The organism is Salinarimonas sp. (assembly GCF_046292825.1).
In the GTDB taxonomy this organism is placed as follows: Bacteria; Pseudomonadota; Alphaproteobacteria; order Rhizobiales; family Beijerinckiaceae; genus Salinarimonas.
Window position 1 is genome coordinate 1 of record NZ_JBKBQG010000031.1, and the last position, 17783, is coordinate 17783.

General features: G+C 72.0%; 12 protein-coding genes and 1 pseudogene. 9 read left to right on the plus strand and 4 right to left on the minus strand.

The features are described from left to right. From ACK4UM_RS14575 to ACK4UM_RS14595, 5 genes and pseudogenes are all read left to right on the plus strand, one after another. Positions 1 to 623, plus strand: a pseudogene (locus ACK4UM_RS14575) (hypothetical protein); the annotation flags it as partial. Positions 624 to 790: 167 nt separating this feature from the next. Further along, positions 791 to 1522: a flagellar type III secretion system pore protein FliP gene (gene fliP / locus ACK4UM_RS14580; RefSeq protein ID WP_409800431.1), complete on the plus strand. Its 732-nt coding sequence runs from the start codon at positions 791 to 793 to the stop codon at positions 1520 to 1522. A 435-nt stretch (positions 1523 to 1957) separates the two neighbouring features. Next, positions 1958 to 3958, plus strand: coding sequence for a pyruvate dehydrogenase complex E1 component subunit beta (locus ACK4UM_RS14585; RefSeq protein ID WP_409800433.1), 2001 nt, complete (start codon positions 1958 to 1960; stop codon positions 3956 to 3958). A 4-nt stretch (positions 3959 to 3962) separates the two neighbouring features. After that, on the plus strand, positions 3963 to 4739 hold the full coding sequence (locus ACK4UM_RS14590) for an HpcH/HpaI aldolase family protein (RefSeq protein ID WP_409800435.1): 777 nt from the start codon (positions 3963 to 3965) through the stop codon (positions 4737 to 4739). Between the two features lie 165 nt (positions 4740 to 4904). Continuing rightward, positions 4905 to 6485 (plus strand): phospholipase D-like domain-containing protein, encoded by a 1581-nt coding sequence (locus tag ACK4UM_RS14595; RefSeq protein WP_409800437.1) that lies wholly within the window; start codon positions 4905 to 4907, stop codon positions 6483 to 6485. Here ACK4UM_RS14595 and ACK4UM_RS14600 read toward each other — a convergent pair. The 4 genes from ACK4UM_RS14600 to ACK4UM_RS14615 form a co-directional block, all read right to left on the minus strand. Then, the gene (locus ACK4UM_RS14600; RefSeq protein ID WP_409800439.1) at positions 6482 to 8896 is read right to left on the minus strand and encodes a S8 family serine peptidase; all 2415 of its coding nucleotides are present in this window, start codon (positions 8894 to 8896) and stop codon (positions 6482 to 6484) included. The genes ACK4UM_RS14595 and ACK4UM_RS14600 overlap by 4 nt on opposite strands. A 130-nt stretch (positions 8897 to 9026) precedes the next feature. Further along, complete coding sequence (locus tag ACK4UM_RS14605; protein WP_409800441.1) at positions 9027 to 10490, minus strand: FGGY family carbohydrate kinase; 1464 nt, start codon at positions 10488 to 10490, stop codon at positions 9027 to 9029. Continuing rightward, positions 10487 to 11722 (minus strand): NAD(P)/FAD-dependent oxidoreductase, encoded by a 1236-nt coding sequence (locus tag ACK4UM_RS14610; RefSeq protein ID WP_409800443.1) that lies wholly within the window; start codon positions 11720 to 11722, stop codon positions 10487 to 10489. Before ACK4UM_RS14610 ends, ACK4UM_RS14605 begins: the two co-directional genes overlap by 4 nt. Further along, positions 11712 to 13091, minus strand: coding sequence for an NAD(P)/FAD-dependent oxidoreductase (locus ACK4UM_RS14615; protein WP_409800445.1), 1380 nt, complete (start codon positions 13089 to 13091; stop codon positions 11712 to 11714). The genes ACK4UM_RS14610 and ACK4UM_RS14615 overlap by 11 nt, the downstream gene beginning before the upstream one ends. 265 nt (positions 13092 to 13356) lie before the next feature. Between ACK4UM_RS14615 and ACK4UM_RS14620 the strand changes: the two genes are divergently transcribed. The 4 genes from ACK4UM_RS14620 (at position 13357) to ACK4UM_RS14635 (ending at position 17765) form a co-directional block, all read left to right on the plus strand. After that, the gene (locus tag ACK4UM_RS14620) at positions 13357 to 13869 is read left to right on the plus strand and encodes a TRAP transporter small permease subunit (protein ID WP_409800447.1); all 513 of its coding nucleotides are present in this window, start codon (positions 13357 to 13359) and stop codon (positions 13867 to 13869) included. Further along, positions 13866 to 15191 (plus strand): TRAP transporter large permease subunit, encoded by a 1326-nt coding sequence (locus ACK4UM_RS14625; RefSeq protein WP_409800449.1) that lies wholly within the window; start codon positions 13866 to 13868, stop codon positions 15189 to 15191. The genes ACK4UM_RS14620 and ACK4UM_RS14625 overlap by 4 nt, the downstream gene beginning before the upstream one ends. 57 nt (positions 15192 to 15248) lie before the next feature. Further along, positions 15249 to 16325: a twin-arginine translocation signal domain-containing protein gene (locus tag ACK4UM_RS14630; RefSeq protein ID WP_409800451.1), complete on the plus strand. Its 1077-nt coding sequence runs from the start codon at positions 15249 to 15251 to the stop codon at positions 16323 to 16325. Between the two features lie 72 nt (positions 16326 to 16397). Beyond that, entirely contained in the window at positions 16398 to 17765 is a 1368-nt protein-coding gene (locus ACK4UM_RS14635; RefSeq protein WP_409800453.1) for a glutamine synthetase family protein, read from the plus strand. Positions 17766 to 17783 lie beyond the last annotated feature (18 nt).

Consider the following 17783-nt stretch of genomic DNA (forward strand, 5'->3'; position numbering starts at 1 on the left):
GACCGCGTCCCGAGCCGCCGCCGCGCCGCGAGGCGGGCACGGCCGATTTCGACTTCGCGAGCCTCCTGCGCCGCCCCGCCGGCGAGAGCGGTCCCGCCCAGCAGCCGCCGTCGCGGCCGGTTCCGCCCGCGCCCGCGCCCGCCGCTCAGCCGATCCCGCCGTCCCGGCCGGAGCCCGCATCGTCGCCCGCGCCGTCCGCGCAGCCGAAGCCGGAACCCGCGCGGGAGCCGAGCGCGGAGGCGAGCATCGAGCCGAGCCTGGAGCAGAGCCCCGAGCCGACCGGCGGCACGACCGTCGTCACCGACGCGCGGACCTACGAGCCCAGTCCGACCCCGCCGCGCGAGGCGCCGCCCGAGCCGGAGCCGATCGCGGCGCCCGCTCCCGAGCCCGAGCCGCCGCTCGCCGAGCCCGAGCCCGAGCCGGAGCCCGAGCCTGCCCGCGCCGAGGCGGCGCCTGAGCCCGTCGAAGAGCCGGCGCGAGAGCCCGCGCAGGAGCCGAGGCCCGAAGTCAAACCCGAGCCCAAACCCGAGCCCAAACCGATCGACCCGTTCTCCGTCGAGGAAATCGAGGCCGAGTTCGCGCGGCTTCTCGGACGATCCACCGAAAACGACGGCAAACGCTGAGGCGATCCGCCGCGTCGGCGCGCCTCCGGCTTGCGCCGACGCCGCTTCCCGCGCAGCGTCTCGATACGAGACGAATCGCGGGCGAATCGGCGGTCATGGGCGGACGGGGGCAGGCGAGCGGCGCGGGGCGACGCGACCGGGGCGGTATCGTCGCGGGATGCGTCGGCATGCTCGCGCTCGTCGTCCTCGCGCTCCTCGGCTCGATCCTCGGCGCGCCTCCCGCGCTCGCTCAGACCATCACGCTCGATCTCGGCGAAGGCGGCGGCGTCACCGAGCGCGCGCTTCAGCTGATCGCGCTGATCACGGTGCTGGCGCTCGCGCCGTCGATCCTCGTGATGATCACGAGCTTCACCCGCATTGTGGTGGTGCTCTCGCTGCTGCGCTCGGCGCTCGGCACGCAGACGGCGCCGCCGAACGGCGTGATCGTCTCGCTCGCGCTCTTCCTCACCGCCTTCGTGATGGCGCCGACCTTCCGCGTCGCCTACGAGGAGGCGATCCAGCCGCTGCTCGCGCAGGAGATCGCCCCCGAGGAGGCGTTCACGCGCGGCATCGCGCCGTTTCGCACCTTCATGCTCGCCCATGTCCGCGAGCGCGATCTCGAATTGTTCGTGACGCTCTCCGGCGAGCCCGCGCCGCAGACGCCCGACGATCTCGGCCTGCACGTCCTCGTCCCCGCCTTCATGATCTCCGAATTGCGGCGCGCCTTCGAGATCGGCTTCCTGATCTTCGTGCCCTTCCTGATCATCGATCTGGTCGTGGCGTCGATCCTGATGTCGGTGGGCATGATGATGCTGCCGCCGATCACGGTCTCGCTCCCCTTCAAGCTGATCTTCTTCGTCCTCGTCGACGGCTGGAGCCTCGTCGCGGGCTCGCTCGTGCAGAGCTACGGAGGGGGATAGCGTCCCTCCCCGGAGGGGAGGGTGGCCCCCGAGCGCAGCGAGGGGGTCGGGCGGGGCCCGGGTGGGGTTGTTCTTCGAGGGTCGAGCCCGACGCGACCACGATCGCTGCGCGCCCGAGGCCCCCTCCCCCTGGAGACTGCGGAGTGCGCACATCGTGGTTCCTGAATGCCTTCACGCAAACAAGGCGCTCCCTCTCCTTCCCCTCAGGGGAAGGTGGCTCCGACCCCGAACAGGGGTCGGAGACGGATGGGGTCTTTCGCTCCGAAGGAGCGAAGGGGCGTCGGGAGCCGCCGTACGTAAGGAGCTCTACGACAACGCCCCTTCGCCGCATGCGCGGCGAAAAACCCCATTCGACCCGTCGGCTTCGCCGCCGGGCCACCTTCCCCTGAGGGGAAGGAGAGGGGTGGTGCCTCCTGAGGGCTTGGGGATCACCCCATGAACGCCCCCCTCCTCGACACCGCCTTCCTCGAGCGCGCCTATCGCGGGCTCCTGCGCGTGCGGCGCTTCGACGAGCGGGTGATCGCGCTCTTCCAGCAGGGGCTCGTCAAGGGCACGGCGCATTCCTGCGTCGGGCAGGAGGCGATCGCGGTGGGCGCCTGCGCCGCGCTCGAGCCGCGCGACACCATCGTCTCGCATCATCGCGGCCACGGCCATTGCATCGCCAAGGGCGCGGACCTCGCGCGGATGATGGCCGAGCTTATGGGGCGGGAGACGGGCTATTGCCGCGGGCTCGGCGGGTCGATGCACATCGCCGATCTCGACCTCGGGATTCTGGGCGCGAACGGCATCGTCGGGGCGGGCATCGGGCTCGGGACGGGGGCGGCTTTATCCGCCGCCCTGCGCGGCTCGGGCGAGGTCTGCCTCGTCTTCTTCGGCGACGGGGCGGCGAACGAGGGCATCTTCCACGAGGCGCTCAACATGGCGAGCCTCTGGAAGCTGCCCGTCGTCTATCTGTGCGAGAACAACCAATACGGCCTCTCGACCGCGACGCGCGAGGCGACCGCGATCGATCGCATCGCCAAGCGCGCGGGGGCCTATTCCATGCCCGGCGAGACGATCGACGGCAACGACGTCGGCGCGGTCCACGAGAGCGTCGCCCGCGCCGTCGCTCGCGCGCGGGCGGGGGAGGGGCCCTCGCTCATCGAGGCGATGACCTGGCGCTGGGGCGACCATTCGATGCGCGCGAACCTGCCCCGCTATCGCCGCGAGGAGGACGAGGCGGATTGGCGCGCGCGCAACGACCCCCTCGCCCGCACGGCCGCGCTCCTCGCCGAGCGCCAGATCCGCGCCGAGACGCTCGAGGCGATCGAGCGGGAGGAGCGCGCGGCGATCGAGGCCGCGGTCGAGGCGGCCAAGGCCGCGCCCGAGCCGACGCTCGCCATCCTCGACGACGCGGTCCTCGCCCCGCACGCGGCGCCCGCGCCGGAGCCGGGACCGAGAGCGCCCTCCGCGCGCACGATCTCCTATGTCGAGGCGATCCGCGAGGCGATCGACCAGGCCATGGAAGAGGACGAGCGCGTCTTCGTCATCGGCGAGGACGTGGGGCGCATCGGCGGCATCTTCGGCTGCACGCGCGGGCTCATCGACAAATACGGCGCCGCTCGGCTGCGCGACGCGCCGATCTCGGAGAACGCCATCGCCAATGCGGCGGTCGGCGCGGCGATCACCGGCCTGCGGCCGATCGCCGAGGTGCAGATCTTCGATTTCGTCACCCTGATGATGGACGCGATCGTCAACCAGGCGGCGAAATTCCGCTTCATGCTCGGCGGGCGGCCCCGCGTGCCGCTCGTGATCCGCGGCCCGCAGGGCGGCGGCATCCGGCTCGCCGCGCAGCATTCGCAATCGCTCGAGACCTGGTTCGCCCACGTGCCGGGCCTCGTGGTGATGGCCCCCTCGACCCCCTACGACGCCAAGGGCCTGATGCTCGCCGCGATCCGCGACGACAACCCGGTCGTGTTCCTCGAGCACAAGCTCCTCTACGTCCAGGCGATGGGACCGGTGCCCGCCGAGCCCTATGCGATCCCGATCGGCAAGGCCGACGTCAAGCGCGAGGGGCGTCACGCCACCCTCGTCGCCACGATGGCGATGGTCGCGCCCGCGCTCGCCGCCGCGCGCGAGCTCTCGCGCGAGGGCGTCGAGGTCGAGGTGATCGACCCGCGCACGCTCGCGCCCCTCGATCTCGACACGATCCTCGCCTCGGTGCGCAAGACGAACCGGCTCGTCGTCGCCCACGAGGGCTGGACGCGCCACGGGTTCGGCGCGGAGATCGCGGCGGCCGTGACGGAAGCGGCCTTCGACCATCTCGACGCGCCCGTCCTGCGGGTCGGCATGCGCGCGACGCCGATGCCCTACAACGACGCTCTGGAGCGCGCGGTGATCCCGGGCCCGGCCGACATCGTCGCGGCGCTCCGCCGCGTCCTCTACCTGCCGGAGTGAAGCCATGCCGCGCCGGACCTATTCCGACCTCCTCGCCTCGCCCCGCCCGCCGATCGGCACCTGGGCGCAGATCGCCTCCGAGGAGGTGGTCGACATTCTCGGCGCGGCGGGGCTCGATTTCGCGATCGTCGACATGGAACACGGCGCCTTCGGGATCGAGACGGCGGAGCGCCTGGTCCGGGCCTGCGACGCGGCCGGCCTCGTGCCGCTCGTGCGCATCGCGCGCCCGGAGCCCTTCCTCGTCGGCCAGGCGCTCGATGCGGGCGCGGCGGGAATCGTCGCGCCGCAGGTCGAGAGCGCCGATCAGGTCCGCGCGCTCCTCGCCGCGACCCGCTTCGCGCCCGAAGGCACCCGCGGCGCCTGTCCCTGCGTGCGCGCGGGCGGGCACTATGTGCGCGATTGGCGCGGTTACGTAGAGGCGAGCCGGGGCGCGGCTCTGATCCCGCTCGTCGAGACGCGCGCGGGGCTCGAGGCGATCGAGGCGATCTGCGCGGTCGAGGGGCTCGCGGGCCTCCTCGTCGGCCCCTTCGACCTCTCGGTTTCGCTCGGCCGCGCGGGCGATTATCTGTGCGAGGAGGTCGATGCGGCGATCGGGCGCTTGTGCGCGGCGGCACGCGCGGCCGGGCTGCCGATCCTCGCCCCGATCTTCGATCCCGACCCCCAGGCCGCCCGCGCCCAGCGCGCGCTCTGGGAGGGGCGCGGCGCCTGCCTCTTCGTGATCGGCACCGACAAGATCGTGCTCGCCGACGCCATGAGCCGCTATCGCACGGCCCTGACCTGAACCCCCTCCGCCGCGCCGGGCGTCGATGCCGCAGCGTTGTCCGCCTCGTTGTCGGGAACGAAGCGGGCGGGCGAGACTTGCATGCTTGGCCGCAGGGACGAGGGAGGCGTCGGCCTCGATCGGGCGAGATCGCGGCCCGCGACACCGTCGGCTGAGGAGGCGGAGATGGCGACGAGGGTGGATCGGGGCGACGCGGCGACCGGATCGAGGCAGGCGGCCGATCGCATCCTCGAGCCGGGCGCGACCTGCTGGCGTCTCGCACGCGCCGATCGTCTCGCCATCGTCGTCGACGCCGCCGCGTATTTCCGCGCCTTGAAGGACGCCATCCTCCGCGCCCGGCAATCGGTCCTGCTGATCGGGTGGGACTTCGACATGCGGATCGCCCTCGCGCCGGAGGAGCATTCCGAGGTGCCGGACCGGCTGGACGAATTCCTGTCGCATGTCGTCGAGCGCAACCCGGACGTCCGCATCCGCGTGCTCCGCTGGGATCTCTCGCTCGTCAAGATGCCGCTGCGGGCTACGCTGCCGCTCGCTCTGCTCGACCTTTTGCAGGGCCCGCGCATCGTCCTGCGGCTCGATCACGCGCATCCCGCAGCCGCCTGCCATCACCAGAAGATCGCCGTGATCGACGATGCGCTCGCCTTCTGCGGCGGGATCGACGTCACGCTCGGCCGGTGGGACACGTCGGCGCACCGCGACGACGATCCCAATCGGGTGCACCCGTCCGGAGAACCCTACGGTCCCTGGCATGACGCGACGGTCGCCGTGTCCGGAGACGCGGCGCGCAGTCTGGGCGAGCTCGCGCGCGCGCGGTGGCGGACGGCGACGGGCGAGCAGCTTCCCGCTCCCGATCCCCGCGAGCCGCTCTGGCCCGAGGCGCTCGATGTCGATCTGCGCGATGCCGACGTCGCGGTGGCCAGAACCCAGCCTGCTTATCGCGAGGAGCCTGAAATCCGCGAGATCGAGGCTTTGTACCTGCGCGCCATCGCGACGGCCCGGCGATGGATCTACATCGAGACGCAATATTTCGCCTCCCAGCGCATCGCCGACGCCATCGCCGCGCGCCTGCGCGAGCGCGACGGTCCCGAGATCGTGATCGTCAATCCCGTGAGGGCGGACGGATGGCTGGAGGAGAAGGCCATGGGCTCCGCGCGGGCGATCCTGGTCCGCGACCTCTCCCGGATCGCGCCCGTCGATCGGTTCCGGATCTATCACCCCGTCAATGCGAGCGGGACGGCGATCTACGTGCACGCGAAGATCATGATCGTGGACGACGTCCTCGTTCGGGTCGGCTCGTCGAACCTCAACAATCGCTCGATGGGCTTCGACACCGAAGCCGATCTCGCTCTCGAAGCCGGGCGGCCGGAGGAGACGCGCTTCGTGGCGCATCTGCGCAACCGCCTCCTCGCCGAGCATCTCGCCACGACGCCCGAGGCCGTGGCGGACGCGCTCGCGGAGGGCGGGTCGCTCATCGCGGCGATCGAGCGGCTGCGCCGACCGGGCCGGACCCTGATCGATTACGCGCTGCCGACGCTCGCCGCGCCCGAGGAGGCGTTCGCCCGCAGCGGCGTCGCCGATCCCGACAGGCCGGAGAGCATGTCGACCTCCCTCGCGAAGGCCTGGCGGGCCGCGCGGCGCGCGGGCGGGTGGCCGCGGCTGATGCCGAGCCGGCATGCGCTCCGGCGCGGATTTCGAACGCTCCTGAAGGAGGTCCGGCGGCGATCGCTGACCGATCCGACGCCCTAGAACGCCCGGTCGAACGCGCCCATCGCGGACACGTCATGGCTGCCGCGCGTGTGGCGGGCGGCGTGCGAATAGGCGATGCCGAGCTTCAGCCGGCTCCGCGCGTTCCAGGCGATTTCGTATTCCGCGCCGATGTCGATCTGCCGCGCGGACGGGGTCGACTCGACGGCGAGCGTGCGCCACGCGACCGTGCCGTCCTCGCTGCGGCCGCTCGGGACGCGCAGGCGCAGCGACCCCGCCTCGATCCGCAGGGGCTGGCGGACGAAGACGCGCAGCGTGTCGCCGGACGCGACGACGTCGTGCCGCGAGACCGCGGCGCCGAACGCGCTGAACAGGGACCGACCCCGCGCCCCGAGAAGACCGCCGCCGCGTGCCTCCCCGCTGCCGACCTGGGCGGAGAGGGAGAGACGCGTGCCGGGGGCGATCCGCGCGTCGAGGCCGAGATCGACGGCGCCCGCGGTGCCGCGCAGGGGCGCGGCGGCGTCGCTCGTCGCGAGACCGAGAAACGCGCCGCCCTCCGACAGGAGCGAGGCACCGACCGAGAGGCTCGCCGGCCCGGCCATGCCCGTCCAGGCGAGGCCCGCGCCCGTCGCGGCCGCCGGGTCGGCGCGATCGAGATGCGCCGCGAGACCCGCGCGCTCGGGGCGCGGGTCGGCCGGCGGGCTCGCGAAGCCGTAGAGCGCGAGCCGGCCGCGTTCGCCGAGCCGCCGCTCGGCGGCGATGCCGATCGCATCGGGCGCGAGCCCGACGAGAGCCCCCGCGCCGGCGACGAGCGGCGTCTCGCGCCCGTGCGGTCCGACGCGGTGCGCGATCCCGGTCACAGGCCCCGCCTGCCACGCCCAGGCGGCGGGGCCGGTCGCGGCCTCCGCTCCGGTGTCGAGGCCGGCCCGCGCGACGGGCGTGCGCGCCGCGAAGCGCTCGAGCCGCTGCGACGACGAGGTCCGGCTCTCGCCGCCGTAGAGGCCGAGGCCCGGCATGGCGAAGTCGGCGCCGAGCGAATCGAAGACGGTGATCGTCTGCGCGCCGAGCCCGCGCACGAGCGCGTCGCCCTGCGCATCGCCGGAGACGAGCGCCGCCGCCCCGAGCGGGGCCACGCCGTCGTGCACGCTCGACCCGACCGGAAGCCCGGTCGCGCCGATCGGCATCAGGGCGGCGGCGAGGTCCATGAAGCCGTGGCCGAATTCCTCGCCGAAGCCGTGCAGCACGCCGTTGCCGAAATCGGTCACGCCGACATGCGCGAAGAAGCGGTTGTTCGCGCTCGCCAGCAGCCGGCGGCGGAGGTCGCTCGGCGGAAGGCCGGGAAAGGCCTCGGCGAGGATCGCGATGCCGGCGGCGATCTGGGGAGCGGAAAACGAGGTCCCGTTCCAATTCTGGTAGTGATCGTCCGCCTTCGCGGTCGCCGAATGGACGAGCCCGTTGGCGGCAAGGCAGGTATGGGCGAGCTGCAGGCAGGCGGCCGAGAGCCGCTGCGCCCCCACGATCTCCCCGCCCTCGCGGACGGGGACCGCGTTGATCGCCACGATCCAGCCCTGCGTCAGCTCGGGCGCGACGAGGGGGAGGCCGTCCATCACCGCAAGGCTCGTCGCGTCGCGATCGTTGGGGGCGGCGAAGACGACGACGCCGCGGGCGGTGAAGGCGCGCAAGGCGTCGAGATAGGCCGCGATGCCCGTCTCCGATCCTCCGAGCACCGCCTGCATCGCCTTCGGCAGGGTCGTGCGGGGATCGGCCGCGAGGCGGCTCTGCACGGCCGCGATCGGGATCGGTTTCCCGTTGCGATCGACGAAGCCCCAGGAATTGTTCTGGACGACCGCGTCGCTCGTCGCGATCGCATCGCGCGTCGCGGCGGCGAGCCCCGCGAAGTCGGTGCGGAAGGAGGAGAGGTGGAGATCGGCGCCCGGCGCGATGCCTATCATCCCGCGCCCGTCGTCGGCGCCGGCCGCGATCGCCGCGACCGCGGTGCCGTGATCGGCCGCGGGGACGGTGCCGAAGGTCCGCACGCTCTTGCCGGCGAATTCGTCGTGGCTCGGCCGGAAGCCGTCGTCGACGATCGCGATCGTCTGGTGCCGGCCGGTGATCCCGATCGACAGCGGGTATTCGGCGCGCACGTCGGCGAAGGAGAAGGTGTCGAGGCCGCCCCAGCGGAAACGCTGCTTGCGGAACGCGTCGCTCTCGCGGACCGCCGTCGCGGCCGCCTCGTCGAAGCGCGTCACCCGCGACGCGGAGGCCGCGCCGGGCGAGACGAAGGGGTCGCTCGTGCGGATCGGTGCCGGCTCGACGACCGCGATCTCGACCGGCGTCGGCGCAGGCGGCGGGCTCGCCGTCCCGCCGCCGCCGCCCTCGCCGCCACCGCCGCCGCAAGCCGCGACGAGCAGCGCCAGAGACAGGATGGAAGTCAGTCGTCCGGTCCGAATCATCGGCTGCTGCTCGAATTCGCGTGTTTCGAGCGCGCTTGTCGCGCGTCTGTCGCGTGCCGGGAAGTCTCTCCACGGCAACACTGCGCGCCTTTTCTTCGCCAGGACTGATTTCCTCTAGGGAACAGCTCGGCTATAACGTTGAATGTGCGGATCGTGCCGAGGTGTCGCGCGCCTCTTCGGGCCGGTGCATGCCGAACGCGGCGATCGCCGCGCGCGCCGCCGAGAAGCGTGCCTGCCAGTCCGCCGGCTGGAGCCGCGGCTCGATCCGGCTTCCGCCGGGCGTCGGTGCGGCGGGGAGGCCGGCGCCGCGGGCGGCGAGCGCGGCGGTGCCCATCGCGGTGAGCTCCGGCTCGTCGGAGACGACGACGGCCCGCCCCAGCGTATCCGCGAGGAAGCGCACGAAATACGGGTTGCCGGAGAGGCCGCCGTCGACGAGCACAGTGTCGGCGAGGGGCTCGATCGCGGCCATCGACGCGATCACCTCGGCCGTGCGAAAGGCGATGCCCTCGAGCACCGCGCGGGCCATGTCGTGCCCGCTCGTCGCGAGCTCGAGGCCGAGGAAGGCGCCGCGGGCGGCGCGGTCCCAATGCGGGCAGGCGAGGCCCGCGAGCGCGGGGACGAAGGCGAGCCCGCGCGCGATCGCCGGCTCGCCCTCGAAGGAGGAGATCTCCTCGCGCGTCGCGAAGAGCCCCGCCTTGCGCGCCCATTCCACCGCCGAGGCCGCGGCATAGACCCCGCCGTCGAGCGCGTAGGCCGGAGGCTCCCCGTCGATCGCCCAGGCGATGGTCGGCAGCGGCCCTCGCCCGGCGGGCGCGAGGGCCTTGGTGACGCACAGCGCGAACGCGCCCGTGCCGAAGGTGATCTTCGCCCGCCCCGGCTCCCGGCAGCCGTGTCCGTAGAGCGCCGCCTGCTGGTCGACGACGCTCGCCGCGAGCGCGAGCCCGCCGGCCTCCCCGAGCCCGCCGGTCGTCGGGCGGATCGCGGGCAGGCATTCGACGGGTACGCCGAACAAGGCGCACAGATCGGCGTCCCAGGCGCAGGTTTCGAGCGCCATCAGCGAGGTGCGCGAGGCGGTGGTGGGGTCGGTGGCGAAATCGCCGAGGAGCCGGTCGCGGAAGAAGCCGTCCGTCGTGCCGAGCCGCAGCCGGCCGGTCGCGGCGAGGGCGGGGGCCTCGGGCAGGTTCCGGAGGCACCAGGCGAGCTTCGAGGCCGAGAAATAGGGGTCGAGCGGCAGGCCCGCGCGCGCGAGCGTCAGCGCCTCCGCGCCGTCCGCGGCGAGGCGGGCGATCTCGGGGGCGGTGCGGTCGTCCTGCCAGACGATCACGGGCCCGAGCGCCCGGCCGGTCCGCGCGTCCCAGGCGAGGCAGCTCTCGCCCTGATTGGCGAGCCCCCACGCCCGCGCCCCCGCCGCCCGCCCGGCGTCGAGGCAGGCGCGCACATGGGCGAGGAGCTCCTCCGGATCGTGCTCGACACGACCCGGCGCGGGATAGGATTGGCTATGGGTGAAGCTCGCGAGGATGCGGCGGCTGCCGTCGTCCTCGACGAGAAGGGCGCGGGTGCTCGTGGTGCCCTGGTCGATCGCGAGCACGCTCATGACGATGCCGTCTCCTCGAAACGCACCTCGACCGGCCCATCCCCCGTCGGCAGGGGCAGGAACAGCCGCCGCTCGGGCAGGGCGGAGAGGCGCCGCGCCGCGATCTCGCGGCCGCCGACCCGCAGCGACAGACGCCCGGTCGCGGGACGCGCCATGCGCAGCATCAGCCGGTCGAAGGCCGGGCGCTCGATCGGCGCGAGGCGCGCAGGGATCGCGTAGGCGAGCGCGTCGCCGGCGATCGCGATGCGCGTGCCGGTCGCGGGCGGCAGCCCGCTCTCGAGCGCGCGGGCGATGGCGCGCCCGACGCGCCGCCCCTCCTCCCAGCACCAGCCGGCGGTCTCGACCGGGTGCAGGCAATTGCCGGCGGCGAAATAGCCCGCGTCGGACAGGCGCCCATAGGCGTCGATCTCGGGGCCGCGCGTGTTTGCATCGCGCGCGAGATGGCTGTCGTGGAGGAGACTCGCCTCGGGCCGGAAGCCGCCGGTGACGACGAGGCCGTCGGCCGCGATGCGCGTCTCGCGCCCGTCCGCATGGCGCAGCCGAAGCGCCTCGACGCGCCGCTCGCCCTCGACCGCGACGACGCTCGTCTCGTGCATCAAGGGGATGCCGAGGAGGCGCGGCAGGAGGGCTGCCGGCGCGCGCGCGATCGTCCGCGGCCCGGGCTCGATCATGGCGACGGGGCGGATGCCGGCGGCGCGGCAGGTGAGGATCGCGGAGAAGGCGACGAGTTCGCTCCCCAGGATCGCGGGGCGGCGGAACGGCAGCGTCCCGGCGAGATGGACGAGCCCCTGCAGCGCCCCCGTCGAGAGGACCCCGCCGGGCTTCGTCCCGCCGATGAGCCGCTGCGCCCGGCTCGTCTCGCGCGCACCCGTCGCGAGGAGGACGGCGCGCGCGGCGATGGTGCCGGGTCCCTCGTTCGCGGCGATCGCGAGGCGCGGACCCGGCAGGCAGGCGGTGACCGTCGTGTCCGTGCGGATCTCGACGCCCGCGCTTTTGGCCGCCTCGACGAGGCGGCGCGCATAAGCGGGTCCGGTCACGAGCCGGCGGAATTCGCGCAGGCCGTAGGGCGAATGCGTGCAATGGCGCGGGATGCCGCCCGCCTCGCTCTCGCGCTCGAGCACGAGGACGCGCGCGACGCCGAGCCGGCGCAATTCGGCCGCCGCCGAGAGCCCCGCCGGCCCCGCTCCGACGATCGCGACGTCCACGATCTCGTCGACGCGCTCATCCGCCATCGCCGGCTCCGATCGGCTCGACGAGCCGGCCCTCGGCGATCCGCGCGAGCTCCGCCGTGCAATAGAAGCCCTGGCAGCGCCCCATCGTCGCCCGCGTGCGCCGCTTGAGACCGGCGGGCGTCGTGGCGCCGAGCGGGCCGGCGAGCGCCGCCTCGATCTCGCGGCGGGTGACGCGCTCGCAATGGCAGACGATGCCGCCGTGCCCGGCGCGCTGCCAATCCCGCTCGCCCGCCTCGGCGAGGTTCGGCACGCGCGGCCAGACCGGGTCCGCGGGCGGGCTCCAGCCGAGCCCCAGCGTGCCGACGAGTTCCGAGGCGTGGCGCGCGACACCGAGCGCGGCCGAGAGCCCCGTCGATCGGATCGCGCCGAGGCTCAGATATCGCCGCTCGGCATCGAGCGCGATCTGATAGTCCTGGTGCTCGCAGGCCGGGCGCAGGCCGGCATAGAAGGCCGTGACCTCGTGGTCGGCGAGCGCGGGGAGGATCGCCTCGCCGCGGGCGCGCAGAGCGGCGAGCGTGGCGCTGTCGCATTCCGCGCGGGTGCGGTCCTCCTGCTCCTCGGCGGTGGGGCCGACGAGGAGATTGCCGAAGGCCGTGCGGCAGACGACGACGCCCTTCGTCACGGGCGTCGGCACGGGCAGGAGAATGTGGCGCGCGAGCGCCGCCGCCGGCTTGTCGAAGACGACGAACTGGCCCTTGCGCGGGCGGATCGTGAAGCGGGCGCGGCCGGCGATCAGCGCGTCGAGGCGGTCTCCGTGGAGCCCCGCCGCGCCCACCACCAGGCGTGCGGCGACGGGCCCTCGCGGCGTCCCGAGCCGCCAGAGCGCGCCGTCCCATTCCGCGCTCTCGACCGGGCATGCCCGCCGCAGCTCCGCGCCGTTGGCGAGCGCCTGCGCGAGATAGGCGAGCGGCGCCGACCACGGGTCGATCAGGTATTCGCCCGGCACGAGAAAGCCGCCCACGACGCGCGGCGCGAGAGCCGGCTCGCGGGCGCGCAGCGCGGGCGCGTCGAGCGGCTCGACGTCGTCGACGCCGTTGGCGCGCGCCTTGTCCATGAGAGCAGGCAGGCGCGCCGCCTCCTCCTCGCTCCAGGCGAGCACGAGGGCGCCGGAGCGGATCAGCGGCAGGCCGAGGCGTTCGTGGATCGCGAGGTATTCGGCATGCCCGGCGGCGACGAGCGCGGCCTCGAGCGTGCCGGGCGTCGCGTCGAAGCCGGTATGGAGGATCGCGCTGTTGCCCTTCGAGGCGCCGTCGAGGATGTCGGCGGCGGCCTCGAGCACCACGACGCGGGCGCCGTCGAGGGCGAGGCGCCGGGCGACCGCGCAGCCCACCACGCCGGCACCGACGATGGCCGCGTCGAACGTCTCCATCGGTGATCGCGCCCTCCGAGGATTCCGAGGCGAAATCCTCCGCGGTTCGGGCCCTCCCGTCAATCGCGCGCAGACGCGAACGAGAAACGCGGCCGTAATCCCGAGAAACCTGTTGACTCGGCCCTGGCGTTGGTGCGGCATTGTGTCGTTGGAGGCGACCCGTGCAGTCCATGCGAGCCCCGAAGGTCCCCTGTCGAAGAAGTGCCCGCCGAAGCGTCCGCGCGCGTCGCGCCGGGGATCGCGGCCTGGGGCGCCCGGTGGCCCGATGACCCGTGTCCTCGGCCTCTACGTCCGCGCCACCGACCGGCTCTCCGACTTCGTCGGCTGGTTCGCGACGATGCTGATCTTCGTCATGATGGGGGTGATGCTCTACGACGTCGTCGCGCGCAAGTTCTTCGACGTGTACATCCTCTGGGGCCTGGAGTTCCTGCAATTCACGCTCGCGGCCTATTACTTCATGGGCGGCGCGAAGACGCTCAAGGACAACACCCATGTCCGCATGGACCTGTTCTACGACCGTCTGACGCCGCGCCGCCGGGCTTTGATGGATCTCGCCACCGTCGGGTGCCTGATCTTCTATGTCGGCATCCTGTTCTGGGGCTCGATCTCCTCGCTCGAATTCTCGCTGCGCACGAACCAGCGGCTGCCCTCGCCCTGGAACCCCTCCGTCGTCCCGATCAAGGTGCTGATGACGGTCTGCCTCGGGCTGATGCTGCTGCAATCCTTCGCCCTCGTGATCCGCTACGCCTACGGCGCGCGCGGCCGGGAGATCGCATGACCTACGAGTCGATCGCGCTCCTGATGTTCCTCTCGCTCGTCGTCCTGATGATGACGGGCCAGCGCGTCTTCGCGGCGATCGGCTTCGTCGCGGCGATCATGGCGCTCGTGGGCTACGGGGTCGGCGGCGAGGAGCTCGCCTTCAACCAGGCCTTCAAGCTGTTCCGCTGGACGGCGCTCGTCGCGCTGCCGCTGTTCGTGTTCATGGGCTACGTGATGGCCCGCTCCGGCATCGCCGAGGACCTCTACCGGATGTTCCACGTCTGGCTCGGGCGCATTCCCGGCGGGCTCGCGATCGGGACGATCCTCCTCATGGTGGTGATCTCGGCCATGAACGGGCTCTCGGTCGCGGGCATGGCGATCGGCGCGACGGTGGCGCTGCCGGAGATGCTGCGGCGCGGCTACGACAAGGTGCTCGTCACCGGCGTCGTGCAGGGCGGCTCCTCGCTCGGCATCCTGCTGCCGCCCTCCGTCGTGATGATCCTCTACGGCGCCATCGCCGGCCAGCCGGTCGATCGCCTCTGGCTCGCGGGCATCGTGCCGGGGCTCCTGATGGCGATCCTGTTCATCGCCTACGTCACGGTCCGCGCGCGGCTGAACCCGGCGCTCGCCCCGCCCGCGAGCGACGCCGATCTCGACATGCCGCTCGTGGCGAAGCTCGCCCTGATCCGCGCCGGCATCCTGCCGGTCCTGATCTTCGTCTCGATGATCGGCCTGTTCCTCGCCGGCTACACCTTCCTGCACGAGAGCGCGGCGATCGGGGCGGCGGCGACGCTCCTCGCGGCCGCGGTCAAGCGGCGTCTCACCTGGACGATGGTGCGCAAGTCGGCGGAGGAGACGCTCGCGATCTCCTGCCTGTTCATGTGGATCATCCTCGCCGCGCTCGCCTTCTCGACCGTCTTCGACGGGCTGGGCGCCGTGCGGGCGGTGGAGAGCCTGTTCATCACCCGCTGGGAGCTCACCCCCTGGCAGGTGATCATCCTGATGCAGCTGAGCTTCATCCTGCTCGGCATGTTCTTCGACGACACGGCGATGCTCGTCATCGTGGCGCCGCTCTACATCCCGCTCGTGCGTATGCTCGATCTCGGCTTCGACAGCGTGCGCGAGCAGATGATCTGGTTCGGCGTGCTCTACACGATGACCTGCCAGATCGCCTACATCACCCCGCCCTTCGGCTACAACCTCTTCCTGATGCGCGGCATGGCGCCGCCGGAAGTGTCGCTGTGGGACATCTACCGCTCGATCTGGCCCTTCGTGGCGATGATGGCGCTCACCATCGGGCTCGTGATGGCCTTTCCCGAAATCGCGCTGATCCTGATCTGAGGGGTGCGGCGCGCCGTGGCCCGGAATGTCGGGCCGATCGTGAAGGAGGAGGAAGACATGACAGGCAACGAGAGCCCCTCGCAGAAGATCCTCGCCTCGCGACGCTCGTTCCTCCGCAATGCCGGAATCGGCGGCGCGGCGGTGGCAGCGTCGAGCCTCGCCGCACCCTACGTGAAGGCGCAGTCCCCGATCCGCTGGCGGCTGCAGACCTATTCCGGCGCCCCGCTCGGCGCGCACGTCATCAAGCCGCAGATCGACGCCTTCAACGCCGCCGCCAACGGCGAGATGGTGATCGAGCTCTACTACGCCGACCAGCTCGTGCCGACCGACGAGCTCTTCCGCGCGTTGCAGAACGGCACGCTCGACGCGGTGCAGTCCGACGAGGCGACGATGGCCTCGCCGGTCGACATCTCGGTCTTCGGCGGCTACTTCCCCTTCGCCACGCGCTTCAGCCTCGATGTGCCGGCCTTGTTCGAGTATTACGGCCTCAAGGAGATCTGGGAGGAGGCCTATTCGGAGGTGGACAACGTCACCTGGCTGTCCTCCGGCGCCTGGGATCCCCTGCACATCTTCACGATCGACCCGATCCGCAGCCTCGCCGACATGCGCGGCAAGCGCGTCTTCGGCGTGCCGACCGCCGGCCGCTTCCTGTCGCGCTACGGGCTGATCCCGGTCACCGTGCCGTGGGACGACGTCGAGGTCGCGCTGCAGACGGGCCAGCTCGACGGCGTCGCCTGGTGCGGCTTCACCGAGGCCTACGAGGTGGGCTGGGCGGACATCTGCAATTACGCGCTCTCGAACTCGATCACGGGCGCGTGGTTCGGCTCCTATTTCGCCAATACCCAATCCTGGGAGCGGGTGCCGCCGCACCTCCAGCAGCTCTTCCGCAGCACGATCGACCAGTCGCATTACTACCGCCAGGTCTGGTACTGGGGCGGGGAGGCGAAGCTGCGCGTCGAGGGCGAGAAGATGGAGCTCACCCGCCTGCCCGAGGAGGAATGGGCGCAGGTCGTGCGTGACGCGGAAGGCTTCTGGGACGAGATCGCCGCCTCGAGCCCCCGCGCGGAGAAGGTCGTCCAGGCCTTCAAGACCTATGCGGACACGATGGAGAAGGCGGGCTATCCGTATCGCTGATCGGAGACGAGCCGGCGGCGCGCGCGTCGCGCCGCCGGTCGACGAAGGAAAGAACAGGACGGGGACGAGACGATGCCGGGTACGTTGACGCTGGACAGCCTGCGGGCCGCCTTCGAGGCGGGGGAGATCGACACGGTCCTCGTCGCGATCCCCGACATGCAGGGTCGCCTGATGGGCAAGCGCTTCCACGCCGCCCATTTCCTCGATTCGGGCCATCGCGAGACGCATTGCTGCAATTACCTGCTCGCGACCGACATGGAGATGGTCACGGTCCCCGGCTATCGCTCGACGAGCTGGGAGGCGGGCTACGGCGACTACACGATGGTGCCCGATCTCTCGACCCTGCGGCGCGTGCCCTGGCTGCCGGGCACCGCCCTCGTCCTGTGCGATCTGCACGACCATCACGGCCACGGCGAGGTGGCGATCGCGCCGCGCACCGTGCTCAAGCGTCAGGTCGAGCGCGCGCGCGCGCTCGGCTTCTCGCCGATGGTGGCGACGGAGCTCGAGTTCTTCGTCTTCGAGAATTCCTACGAGGCCCTGCGCGACGGCGGGGTCCAGGCCCTGAAGGCGATCTCCGGCTACAACGAGGATTACCACATCTTCCAGACGTCCAAGGAAGAGCCCTTGATGCGCGCTTTGCGCAACGGCCTCTACGGCGCGGGCATTCCGGTCGAGAATTCGAAAGGCGAGGCGGAAGCGGGGCAGGAGGAGATCAACATCCGCTATTCGCACGCGCTCGAGACGGCCGATTTCCACGTGATCACCAAGAACGCGACGAAGGAGATCGCCCACGCGCTCGGGCGCTCGGTCACCTTCATGGCGAAATACGACCATGCGCGCGCGGGCTCCTCCGCCCACATCCACCAATCGCTCTGGACGCCCGACGGGCGCCCCGCCTTCCTCGACGAGGCGGACGAGCACGGCATGTCGGCGACGATGCGCCACTATCTCGCCGGCCAGCTCGCTCATGCGCGCGAGCTGACGCTCTTCCTCGCGCCCTACGTCAACAGCTACAAGCGCTTCTGCGTGGGCATGTTCGCGCCGACCAAGGCGGTGTGGTCGCGCGACAACCGCACGGCGGGCTTCCGGATCTGCGGCGAGGGATCGAAGGCGGTGCGCGTCGAATGCCGCATCGGCGGCGCCGACCTCAACCCCTATCTCGCCTGCGCGGCGCTCGTCGCGGCGGGGCTGTCGGGCATCGAGCAGGAGCTCGCGCTCGAGCCGGAGTTCCGCGGCGACGCCTATCACGCGGCCTCCATCCGCGAGATCCCGAAAACCCTGCGCGAGGCCGTGCGTCTCGCCGACGAATCGGCCATGTTGCGCGCCGCGCTCGGCGACGAGGTGGTCGACCATTACGTCCACGCGGCGCGCTGGGAGATCGCCGAGCACGACAGGGTCGTCACCGATTTCGAGCGCATCCGCGGCTTCGAGCGGGCCTGACGGGCGCGGCGGCACGAG

Excerpts from the sequence above, each read along its gene's own strand:
- ACK4UM_RS14595 (WP_409800437.1), top strand. The coding sequence starts at position 4,905 with ATGGCGACGAGGGTGGATCGGGGCGACGCGGCGACCGGATCGAGGCAG.
- ACK4UM_RS14600 (WP_409800439.1), bottom strand. The coding sequence starts at position 8,896 with ATGATTCGGACCGGACGACTGACTTCCATCCTGTCTCTGGCGCTGCTC.
- ACK4UM_RS14590 (WP_409800435.1), top strand. The coding sequence starts at position 3,963 with ATGCCGCGCCGGACCTATTCCGACCTCCTCGCCTCGCCCCGCCCGCCG.
- ACK4UM_RS14610 (WP_409800443.1), bottom strand. The coding sequence starts at position 11,722 with ATGGCGGATGAGCGCGTCGACGAGATCGTGGACGTCGCGATCGTCGGA.
- ACK4UM_RS14585 (WP_409800433.1), top strand. The coding sequence starts at position 1,958 with ATGAACGCCCCCCTCCTCGACACCGCCTTCCTCGAGCGCGCCTATCGC.
- fliP (WP_409800431.1), top strand. The coding sequence starts at position 791 with ATGCTCGCGCTCGTCGTCCTCGCGCTCCTCGGCTCGATCCTCGGCGCG.
- ACK4UM_RS14635 (WP_409800453.1), top strand. The coding sequence starts at position 16,398 with ATGCCGGGTACGTTGACGCTGGACAGCCTGCGGGCCGCCTTCGAGGCG.
- ACK4UM_RS14605 (WP_409800441.1), bottom strand. The coding sequence starts at position 10,490 with ATGAGCGTGCTCGCGATCGACCAGGGCACCACGAGCACCCGCGCCCTT.
- ACK4UM_RS14625 (WP_409800449.1), top strand. The coding sequence starts at position 13,866 with ATGACCTACGAGTCGATCGCGCTCCTGATGTTCCTCTCGCTCGTCGTC.
- ACK4UM_RS14615 (WP_409800445.1), bottom strand. The coding sequence starts at position 13,091 with ATGGAGACGTTCGACGCGGCCATCGTCGGTGCCGGCGTGGTGGGCTGC.
- ACK4UM_RS14630 (WP_409800451.1), top strand. The coding sequence starts at position 15,249 with ATGACAGGCAACGAGAGCCCCTCGCAGAAGATCCTCGCCTCGCGACGC.
- ACK4UM_RS14620 (WP_409800447.1), top strand. The coding sequence starts at position 13,357 with ATGACCCGTGTCCTCGGCCTCTACGTCCGCGCCACCGACCGGCTCTCC.